The 10,973-nt window shown below is 45.8% G+C and carries 8 protein-coding genes; 3 read left to right on the forward strand and 5 right to left on the reverse strand.

Going from position 1 to position 10,973, the window contains the following annotated elements; all coding sequences use genetic code 11:
• Positions 1-77 precede the first annotated feature (77 nt).
• Positions 78-1,619 (reverse strand): carbon-nitrogen hydrolase family protein, encoded by a 1,542-nt coding sequence (locus KO473_RS19755; protein WP_005777718.1) that lies wholly within the window; start codon positions 1,617-1,619, stop codon positions 78-80.
• A 105-nt stretch (positions 1,620-1,724) separates the two neighbouring features.
• Here KO473_RS19755 and KO473_RS19760 point away from each other — a divergent pair, with 105 nt between their 5' ends.
• Positions 1,725-2,933, forward strand: a complete 1,209-nt coding sequence (locus tag KO473_RS19760) for a nucleotide pyrophosphatase/phosphodiesterase family protein (protein WP_122130588.1) — start codon at positions 1,725-1,727, stop codon at positions 2,931-2,933.
• A gap of 555 nt (positions 2,934-3,488) precedes the next feature.
• On the opposite strand, the gene xylE is transcribed toward KO473_RS19760, so the two are convergent.
• The 4 genes from xylE to KO473_RS19780 form a co-directional block, all read right to left on the reverse strand.
• Positions 3,489-4,937 (reverse strand): D-xylose transporter XylE, encoded by a 1,449-nt coding sequence (gene xylE, locus KO473_RS19765; protein WP_022012729.1) that lies wholly within the window; start codon positions 4,935-4,937, stop codon positions 3,489-3,491.
• A gap of 64 nt (positions 4,938-5,001) precedes the next feature.
• Positions 5,002-6,321 (reverse strand): xylose isomerase, encoded by a 1,320-nt coding sequence (xylA, locus tag KO473_RS19770; RefSeq protein WP_005806049.1) that lies wholly within the window; start codon positions 6,319-6,321, stop codon positions 5,002-5,004.
• A gap of 92 nt (positions 6,322-6,413) precedes the next feature.
• Positions 6,414-7,919, reverse strand: a complete 1,506-nt coding sequence (locus KO473_RS19775) for a xylulokinase (RefSeq protein WP_122130589.1) — start codon at positions 7,917-7,919, stop codon at positions 6,414-6,416.
• A gap of 50 nt (positions 7,920-7,969) precedes the next feature.
• Entirely contained in the window at positions 7,970-8,701 is a 732-nt protein-coding gene (locus KO473_RS19780) for an NUDIX domain-containing protein (RefSeq protein WP_005806044.1), read from the reverse strand.
• Between the two features lie 342 nt (positions 8,702-9,043).
• Between KO473_RS19780 and thiD the strand changes: the two genes are divergently transcribed.
• Together thiD and fabD are read left to right on the forward strand one after the other, a co-directional pair.
• Complete coding sequence (thiD, locus tag KO473_RS19785; RefSeq protein WP_216035140.1) at positions 9,044-9,877, forward strand: bifunctional hydroxymethylpyrimidine kinase/phosphomethylpyrimidine kinase; 834 nt, start codon at positions 9,044-9,046, stop codon at positions 9,875-9,877.
• A gap of 102 nt (positions 9,878-9,979) precedes the next feature.
• The gene (gene fabD, locus KO473_RS19790) at positions 9,980-10,867 is read left to right on the forward strand and encodes an ACP S-malonyltransferase (protein WP_122130591.1); all 888 of its coding nucleotides are present in this window, start codon (positions 9,980-9,982) and stop codon (positions 10,865-10,867) included.
• Positions 10,868-10,973 lie beyond the last annotated feature (106 nt).

Genomic DNA, 10,973 nt, shown 5'->3' on the forward strand with positions numbered 1-10,973 from the left:
GGAAACAAAGCTATCAGAATCTTTGTTTGCTACCAAAGTTTAACGATTTATAATATCTATCGGATAATAGACAAAATCTATTGCGGCTTCTTAAATCTCACTTCATATACATCGTTCCGGCGATCTTTCAGGTTACGTACACTGCCATAAGTATGCAACTCGTTCAGCAAATCGAGATCTACGTCCGAAACCAGGATCATTTCCGTATTTGGAGTGGCTTCGGCGCGCTTTCCGTCCGTCGGGAAGGCAAAGTCGCAAGGTGTAAATACCCCAGACTGGGCATACTGAATGTCCATGTTATGTACACGGGGAAGATTGCCTACGCTGCCGGCTATTACAACAAAACATTCGTTCTCAATGGCACGTGCCTGTGCACAGACCCGTACACGTGAATAAGCATTTTGAGTATCGGTGAGGAACGGCACAAACAGAATCTGCATTCCCTGGTCGGCCATCAGCCGGGAAAGTTCGGGAAACTCTACATCATAACAAATCAATATGCCGATCTTGGCACAGTCTGTTTCGAATGTTTTCAACTGTTTGCCCCCGCTCAGTCCCCAGCTCTTTATCTCGTCCGGAGTGACATGAAGCTTTTCATACATTTCGTAAGTTCCGTCACGCCGGCAGAGGAAACCGGCGTTGTACAACAGTCCGTCCTCTTTTATTAGCGGCATGCTGCCCGTAATGATATTGATATTGTAGCTGATTGCCAGATTGATAAAGCGGTCACGGATTTCCTCGGTATATTGGGCCAGTCCGCGGATAGCTTGTGATTCGCCTTTATCATTGTACTTTGACATCAGTGGCGCATTAAAGTATTCGGGGAAAAGCACAAAGTCGCTTTTATAGTCGGATACGGCATCAACGAAAAATTCTACTTGTTCGAAAAGGTCGTCCAAAGTTTTGTAACTGCGCATCTGCCATTGCACCAATCCTACGCGAACCGTCGTTTTGGGAGCGAGGTATTCCTGTGTAGGGGGCTGATAGTAAATGTTGTCCCATTGCAACAGGCAAGCATAATGTTTGGATTCTTCATCATTCGGCAGATAATTGGTCATCACCTTCCGAACGTGGAAATCATTGGAAAGTTGAAAAGTGAGCACCGGGTCGTAGATTTCCCGCTGGCGTACGCGGTCAATATACTCTTTGGGACGCATCTTGTCAGCATATTTATGGTAATTCGGAATACGTCCGCCAAACATGATCGCTTTCAGGTTAAGCGTTTCGCAAAGTTCTTTGCGATATTCGTACATGCGCCGTGCCAACCGTAATCCGCGATATTCGGGATGAATAAAGACCTCGATGCCATATAGGATATTTCCTTGGGCTGTGTGGGTATTGAAAGTCTCCTTCCCTGTGACTTGGGCATAAGTGTGGTCGTTCTTCACTTTATCATAATCTACAATGATAGAGAGTGCACAGCCAACGATCTTCTCGTCGACTACGGTTACAATCTGTCCTTCGGGGAAAATCTTGATTAGTTTCTCAATCTGTCCGTGTGTCCAGAAGACATCACTTCCGTCCGAATATACACGTGTAAACGATTGGGATAATTGAGCGTAATCTTCAATCTGGAGGTTACGGATCTGTACCTTATTAATTTTATGAGGATAATCCATAGTAACTTGTATTAAAAAAACGTTGCAAAGGTAAGCTTTATCTTTATAACCGGACAGCTTTCATATAATTTTATACCTTTGCACTTCATAACAACTATCAAGAGTATGCGTAAATTTATTATTTCTTTCTGCTGCTATGTTTTCTTTATTTTTACTTTGGCAGCGCAGGACAAGGCTCCGCACTACACCGTAATTGTTTCGTTGGATGCCTTCCGCTGGGATTACCCGGAGATGTATGATACCCCTAACCTGAACCAGATGGCCCGCGAAGGGGTTAAGGCAACTATGCTCCCCTCCTATCCGGCATCTACTTTCCCCAACCATTATACATTGGCTACGGGGCTGGTACCTGACCATAACGGTATTATCAACAACACTTTCTGGGATGTAAAACGGCATCGGCAATACTCCATGGGAGATCCTGCCACACGAAACAATCCCGACTATTATCTGGGTGAACCGATTTGGATAACAGCTCAGAAGCAAGGTGTAAAAACAGGAAACATCTATTGGGTAGGTTCGGATATTGCCATTAAAGGTTGCTACCCCACTTATTACCGGGAATATGCAGAAAAGCCCCGTCTTACTTTTGAGCAACGGGTAGATTCGACCATAGCTCTGCTGAGAAAGCCGGAAGCGGAACGTCCCCGTTTTGTTATGCTTTACTTTGAGGAGCCGGATGGAGTGACGCATCATCATGGTCCTCACAGCGCGGAAGCTGCCGCTATCGTACATCGTATGGATAGTCTGATAGGAATGTTGCGACAGGGAATCGCTGCTCTCCCCTTCGGAAAAGATGTCAACCTGATTGTTACTGCCGATCATGGGATGACGGAAATCAGTGACAACCGGGTGGTAGATATGAATAAATATCTGCGTCCGGAATGGTGCGAAGCGGTAGACGGGCGGACACCGACTTCTATCTTTACCAAGCCGGAATATCGTGACTCGGTATACAATGCTTTAAAGAATGTAGCCCACATCCATGTTTGGAAAAAAGAAGAGATTCCTGCTGAGCTGAATTACGGAAGCAGTGACCGTGTTGGAGATATTGTAGTGGCTCCCGAATTGGGATGGCAATTTACCGACGTGCCGCGTGCGCTGAAAGGTGCTCATGGTTATTTTCCGCAAAGTCCGGATATGCAAGTAATGTTTCGTGCCTGCGGTCCCGATTTTAAGGAAGGATATGAATCGAAAGGTTTTGTCAATGTAGATATTTATCCGTTACTGGCGTATTTGATGAAGATCACTCCGGAGAAAACGGACGGACAGTTTGAAAGGATAAAAGACATTCTGAAAGATCTGTCTTTTTGATAATCTACTGCGTGTAGAATAGCATATTTCTGTCCAACGGGCAAGGCGGACAAAAAAAACGCCCGGAATTTGAATCAGTCTATTTAAGAATGCAAGCCTATTGCGCGTATTTATTACAATATGCACAACAGGCTTGCGTTATTTTAATCTTTATGATCGGAGTTGACTCTAAACAGTGATCTTTTTTCTATTTTTCGCTTGTTGATCTTTTGCGCTCAAATAGAGAAAAAAGGTCTGCGTTCTTACCATTTTATAATATCATTATACCATATGGGGCAAATGTAGTAATCATCCGGACGGGATGGTTACGGCATAATGAGCAAATGCAGTAACCATTTTCTCTCTTTGCTTACTGTAATTTGTCCGAAAGCCTATTGTTCTACCCCTCTCACGTTACTTCTGAAAGGGGTAGGACTATAGGCTTCGTGTTATTACGCTTCCGGTTCGCCGGATTCATAAAAAGTGCATGTCAGCAATAGATAAGTATATGCTACGTTCGGTCAGTATTCAGACCATTCTGCTTTCAAAGTGGAATGGGGCAAGAATCCTCTCCCATCAATGTTTTTTCCAAAGTTTACTCATATCTTCCAATGTCTTTCCTTTGGTTTCGGGCACCCAACGCCATACAAACAGTGCGGCAATCACACAAATGACCCCATAAAGGCTGTAAGCAAACATCGGACTGAAATCATAGAGGGCAGGGAAGGTGGACGAAACAATGTAATTGAATATCCATTGAAATGCTACGGCAATGGCTACGGCTTTGCCACGGATGGTGTTGGGAAAGATTTCGGATATCAGTACCCAGCAAATAGGTCCCCACGACATCATGAAAAAGGCTGCGTATACAATTACCGACAGCACGGGAAGTATCCCCTTAACGCCCATGCTGTCGCACAAGGCAACGGCGAATGCTCCGGCCGCCATACCGATGGACCCGATGATGAGTAAGGGCTTACGACCGAAACGGTCGACGGTAAAGATGGCTACCAGTGTGAAGATAATGTTGACAATCCCCATAATGACGGTTTGCATCATTCCTCCGCCTTCGGCACCGGCATTTTCGAATATTCGAGGTGCGTAATAAAGTACGGCATTGATGCCGATGGCCTGCTGGAAGACGGAAAGCAGAATACCGATGACAATCACTGTTGCGCCATAAGTGAACAGTTTTTCTGCCTTTTCCTGCGAAGTAGCCTTTATATCCGCCAAGATTTCTTGTGCCTTGGCGGCTCCGTTCACTTTCTTTAGAATGGAATATGCTTTCTGATCCTGATCGATCATCACCAGATAGCGGGGAGTTTTAGGTACAAAGAAGAGCAGCATGCCGAAGAAGGCAGCCGGAAAAGCTTCGGAACCAAACATGTATCGCCATCCTTCGGTTACGGTCCACATATCCGATTCGCTGCTGACGGAAAGTGTACCGGCGGCATCTTTCAGGATGATCGGATTTTGGTGGTCACCCAAAATCAAGAAGTTTACAAAGTAGACTACCAGCATGCCGAAAATAATGGCAAACTGATTGCAGGACACCAGTGTACCCCGGATATTGGATGGTGCTATTTCGGCAATATACATCGGACAGACGGCAGATGCCAGCCCCACACCGATACCACCTACGATGCGGTAAAGGTTAAAGGCTATAAGCAGGTTCATATCAGCTTTTCCATATTCAAAGAACAGGAACTCGGGGTAATATGACCCCAGTGCCGAAAGGAAAAAGAGAACGGCAGCCAGTCGCAGCGAGTTGCGGCGACCCAACCGTGAAGCAAAGATGCCGGACAATGCACCACCCAGTACGCAACCAATCAGTGCACTTGAAGAGGTGATGCCGTGCATCACTTTGTCGTATTGAAAATCTGTGGCTGTGAGGAAGAAGGCTTCGAGCCCTTTCTCAGCTCCCGAAATCACAGCGGTGTCATAGCCGAACAACAGTCCGCCCAGGATGGCTACCGATGTAATGGAATACAGGTAGAGCTTGCTACCTTCGTTGGTATGATTCATGGCATTAGCTTTTTTGAATTACGGTTTGCAGACGGAAACTGTCTGCAAACCGCATTGTACGGACTTATAGTGAGTATATGTTAACGAGCGCTTCATACAACTCTTGTTTACCACTGGTTTGTTTCGGCTCACCATTGGATTTTGCATAAGCAACAAGTTCATCCAGAGATATTTTACCTTCTTCAAACTCTTTCCCTTTACCTGTATCGAACGAGGCATAGCGTTCGGACAGCATCTTCCGGTAAGGAGATTCATTGAGCAGATTGGCTGCGCTTTCCAAAGCACGTGCCATCGCGTCCATTCCGGCAATGTGGGCAATGAAAATATCCTCCGGATCGGTAGAGTTCCGGCGGGTCTTGGCGTCGAAGTTTGTTCCGCCGTTGCCCAATCCGTCATTACGGATAATCTGCATCATGGCTTGTGTCAGTTCGAAGTTATCAATCGGGAACTGGTCGGTATCCCATCCATTCTGATAGTCGCCGCGGTTTGCATCGATAGATCCTAACATACCGTTATCTACAGCCACTGCCAGTTCGTGTTCAAATGTATGTCCCGCAAGGGTGGCATGGTTCACTTCAATGTTCACTTTGAAGTCGCGTTCCAGCCCGTGAGCTTTCAGGAAACCGATGACAGTTTCGGTGTCGACATCATACTGGTGCTTGGTCGGCTCCATGGGTTTCGGCTCAATCAGGAAGGTGCCTTTGAAACCTTGTGCGCGGCCATAGTCACGGGCAATGGTGAGCATTTGTGCCAGATGTTCTTTTTCTCGTTTCTGGTCAGTATTCAGCAGCGACATATATCCTTCGCGTCCGCCCCAAAAGACATAGTTTGTCCCCCCCAATTCTATAGTGGCGTCAATCGCATTCTTAATCTGAACGGCAGCACGGGCCACAACATCGAAATCGGGATTGGTAGCCGCACCGTTCATGTAACGGGCATGGCTGAATACATTGGCTGTTCCCCACAATAGTTTGATACCGGTTTCGGCCTGCTTCTGCTTTGCGTAGGCAACCATCTCTTTCAGGTTGGCTTCATAGGCCTCGATGGTATCAGCTTCTGCAACCAAGTCTACGTCGTGGAAACAATAATATCCAATACCCATCTTCTGCATAAACTCAAAACCTGCATCCATCTTGTTCTTGGCTGCCTGTAAGGGATCAGGGTCACCGTTCCATGAAAATTGTTTGGTTCCGCCTCCAAACTGGTCACCGCCCTCGGCACAAAGTGTATGCCACCACGCCATTGCAAACTTCAGCCAGTCTTTCATCTTGCGGCCGTTAATCACTTTCTCGGCATCGTAATAACGAAATGCCATCGGGTTCTTACTATCTTTACCTTCGAACTTAATTTTCCCTATACCCGGGAAGTACTCTTTTGTTGCCATATTATTTAAAATTTTAGGAGCTTCGCCCGCTCCTTCTTCATTTGGAGAAGGCACAGGAGACAGCTTTGATGATTCATTTTTTTATTTTATGATTATTCGTTTTCTTTATTCATCTGCATAGATCGGGTCAGGCATTGTTTCCAACGTCCATATGCATCGGCATATTCCTGTTGCCGGGCCGGATCGGGTTCAACGACTTCCAGCTTGTCGAGTGACGCGAAAGCCTCTTGATGGTTTTTGTAGATGCCCGCTCCCATCCCGGCACCCTTGGCTGCGCCGACAGCACCATCTGTGTCATAAAGTTCGATGGTAGCTCCCGTCGTGCCGGCCAATGTCTCACGAAAAATGGGGCTGAGAAACATATTGGCATGTCCGGCATGGATCTTTTCGACAGGGATACCCATTCCTTCCATAATATCGATACCATATTTAAAGGAAAAGACGATGCCTTCCTGTGCCGCACGGATCAAATGCGCTTTGTCATGCATGTTGAAGTCAATTCCGTGAAAACTGCAACCGGTCGTCCGGTTGTTCAGCATGCGTTCCGCCCCGTTACCAAAAGGCAGAATGCTGATGCCTGCACTGCCAACCGGAACCTGTGAAGCAAGGCGGTTCATCTCTGTATATGAGATGCCTTCCGGAGCGACATTGCGTTTTATCCACGAATTGAGAATCCCTGTTCCGTTGATGCAAAGCAATACACCCAGACGTGGATTCGCGGCAGTATGATTGACATGCGCAAAGGTGTTGACACGCGACTGCGGATCATAGCTGATTTCCCCGTTTACTCCGTATACGACTCCCGACGTTCCGGCAGTGGAAGCTATTTCACCCGGATTAAATACATTCAATGAAAGAGCGTTGTTAGGTTGGTCGCCAGCACGGTAAGTGATCGGTGTACCTTCCTGCAATCCAAGTTCCCGGGCAGCACTCCCGGTTAATAGTCCCTGTTCGGCGAAAGTTGGCCGGATGTCGGCTATCAGAGAGGAATCGAACCCATAATATTGCATTAGGAAATCTGCCGTACGGTCATTCCGGAAATCCCAAAGCATACCTTCGGAAAGCCCTTCGACTGTCGTACAGATTTCTCCGCTCAGTTTCATGGCAATATAATCACCCGGCAACATAATTTTATCAATCTGTGCGTAAATGTGCGGCTCGTTTTCCTTTATCCATGCCAGTTTAGAAGCGGTAAAATTGCCGGGAGAATTGAGCAAGTGCGCAAGGCAAAACTCCTCTCCGATTGTTTCGAACGCCTTTTGTCCATAGGGGACCGCACGCGAATCGCACCAGATTATAGCCGGGCGCAGCACGCGCTGCTGTCTGTCTACACATACCAGGCCGTGCATCTGATAAGAGATGCCGATGGCCTTGATGTCTCCGGCAGCTATCCCCGATTCTGAAAGGACGGACTGTGTGGAGAGTTTCAGATTTTCCCACCAGTCTTCCGGTTCCTGTTCTGCCCATCCGGAGCGTACGGCAATAATGCCTGCCTCCGTTTTCGGAAAGAATGCGGAAGCGACACATTTGCCTGTCCCGGCATCTACCAAGCTCGCTTTGACAGACGAGCTGCCTATGTCATACCCTAATAAAAACATGATCTTGTTTATTAATTAATTTGTGATTTAAAATAAAATCTCCATAAGACTTACCGTCTTACCTTATTATATATCTTTTTGTCGAATTTATAATAGCGGGCTGCCCGGTGGGCCACTCCGGTTTGTTTTTCTTCCAATGGTACGACGTACTCCATCAAGGCTATCTTTTTATGGAAGTTGCGTACATCCACTGCTTTGTCGTATACCAGTTCGAACAAGATCCGAAGTTGGGAAGCGGTAAACTTGCGCGGCAGCAGATCAAACAGCATCGAAGGATTGAACTCCACAAATTGCCGGATATAAATCAGCGCTTCTCTGATAATCAGATTATGGTCAAAAGCCAACGTCTTTATGTCTTTCAGTGCCACCCAACAGGCCTGGAACTCATCCAGGTTTTTGTCCAACGCCCGGTCTATCTTTACCATCGATAGATACGCTATGGTGACAATGCGCTCTACTTTCGATTGCATTGCCCGTTCCAACCAACGCACATCTTTAGGATTGCTCGTCCGGTTCTTAGAACCAAATGCTTTAAATTGCATCAGGTTGACGCTCCGGATACCTGTCAGTTCGAATAAAACACGTTGTGCTGCTTCGTCCAGGTCTTCATCCATGTAGATCAGGCTCCCGGGAAGCTTCATATCATGGTAAACTTCTCCGTTTTCCTCTCCTACCCGCTTAATCAACAGGACTTTGAGTTGCTCTCCGTCAAAACCAATCACTACACAGTCTACTGAGATATGATTGTTTGCCAATGGGGTTTGTTTCGGTATGTCATGCATAATATTTAGTCTTTGAACATTGCAAATATAGAGATATTCTCATCTGGTAAGCAATTAAATTATATGCTATAAAGCATTGTTTTTCATATATATACATATCGTATGTTTTACACTAAGGAGTATTCATCTTATTGTATATACAACAATATGTATTTCTACCTTCCAGGAAAGACAGTAATTGTAGAAAGTACAAAAAGACGGGGATACTTTATAATCAGCTCTTTCGATTGATGGCAGACCATTGGTTTTACGGCGGACTTATTGTATTTTATAAGGTGTGTCATTTTGTATCTTCTTTGTTTTTATCCTATCTTTGTTGTAGAATTATTAAAAAAAACTAAAATGAAACGTTATCCGGTTGTTCTTTCTATTGCCGGTTCCGATTGTTCGGGAGGGGCGGGTATACAGGCAGATATTAAAACGATTTCTGCTCTGGGCGCATACGCGGCATCGGTGATTACCGCAGTCACCGTACAAGATACAAGGGGAGTGAAGGCTGTACACACGGTTCCCGCCGGGATTGTGCAGGGACAGATTGAAGCGGTAATGGACGACTTATGTCCAGATACTCTGAAAATAGGTATGGTAAGTGAACCGCTCCTCGTAAAAGTGATTGCGGATTGTTTACGGAAATACCCTCACCGCCCGGTGGTTTATGACCCCGTTATGGTGTCTACCAGTGGGCGGAAATTAATGACTGACGATGCAATACAGTTGATTAAAGAAGAACTTATCCCGCAAACAACCCTGATAACTCCCAATCTGGATGAAACGGAAGTGCTGACAGGAATGAAAATAACTACAGTGGAAGAGATGTTAGATGCGGCCCGGACGCTCTCCACGATGTATTATACTGCAGTATTGGTGAAAGGAGGACACTTGCAGGGAAACGAAATGCAGGATGTATTGTTTGCAGACGGAAACATCTATATATATAAGGAGAGAAAAATAGAAAGCCGGAATTTACATGGTACCGGATGTACTCTCTCTTCTTCAATCGCCACCTATCTGGCATCAGGACTTCCAATGGATCAGGCAGTAGGCAAAGCTAAAACATATGTCAGCAGGGCCATTGATGCCGGAAAAGAAATAATTGTCGGTCATGGCAACGGCCCGTTGTGTCATTTCTGGGGACCGGAAAAAGCCAGTATATGGGAAGATAAAGAAGAGGAATAAACCGAAAAACGCTTCTCTATTGCACAATTTTGTCAATTCTGTGCTATCATATTGCAAAAATATATAACTTTGTCCCCGCAAATTAAATTAAAAAACAAAAATATGAAAGCATTTGTATTCCCCGGTCAAGGCGCCCAGTTCGTAGGTATGGGCAAAGACCTGTATGAAACTTCAGCTTTAGCAAAAGAATTGTTTGAAAAAGCAAATGATATCCTGGGATATCGCATTACAGATATTATGTTCAACGGTACTGATGAAGACCTCCGTCAGACCAAGGTTACCCAACCTGCTGTATTCCTTCATTCTGTTATCTCTGCGCTTTGCATGGGGGACGATTTCAAACCGGAAATGACTGCCGGACACTCATTGGGTGAGTTTTCTGCATTGGTTGCTGCCGGTGCTCTTTCTTTTGAGGACGGTTTGAAACTGGTTTATGCACGTGCCATGGCAATGCAGAAGGCTTGTGAAGCTACTCCTTCTACAATGGCTGCCATTATCGCTCTGCCTGATGAGAAAGTAGAAGAAATCTGTGCGGCTGTTGCCGCCGAAGGCGAAGTTTGTGTACCGGCTAACTACAACTGTCCGGGACAGATTGTAATTTCCGGATCTGTACCGGGAATCGAGAAAGCTTGCGAACTGATGAAGGCAGCCGGAGCAAAACGTGCACTTCCGCTGAAGGTAGGTGGAGCGTTCCACTCTCCTCTGATGGGTCCTGCCAAAGTAGAACTGGAAGCTGCTATCAACGCAACCGAAGTCCACACTCCGAAATGTCCGGTTTACCAGAATGTGGATGCTCTGCCTCATACAGATCCGCAAGAAATCAAAAAGAACCTGGTTGCTCAATTGACAGCTTCTGTACGCTGGACTCAAACCGTAAAGAATATGGTTGCCGACGGTGCTACCGACTTCACAGAATGTGGACCGGGCGCCGTATTACAAGGGCTGATCAAGAAGATCGACTCTACAGTATCTGCTCACGGAATTGCATAAAAGTCTTTTTGAAGACTTTTTCTAAATACAACACCGAAACTCTTTCTATAGGGTTTCGGTGTTACTTTTTTAAAATAACATATCCGATATCTTGATTTTACAATCT

Source organism: Bacteroides sp. HF-4919, assembly GCF_018860125.1.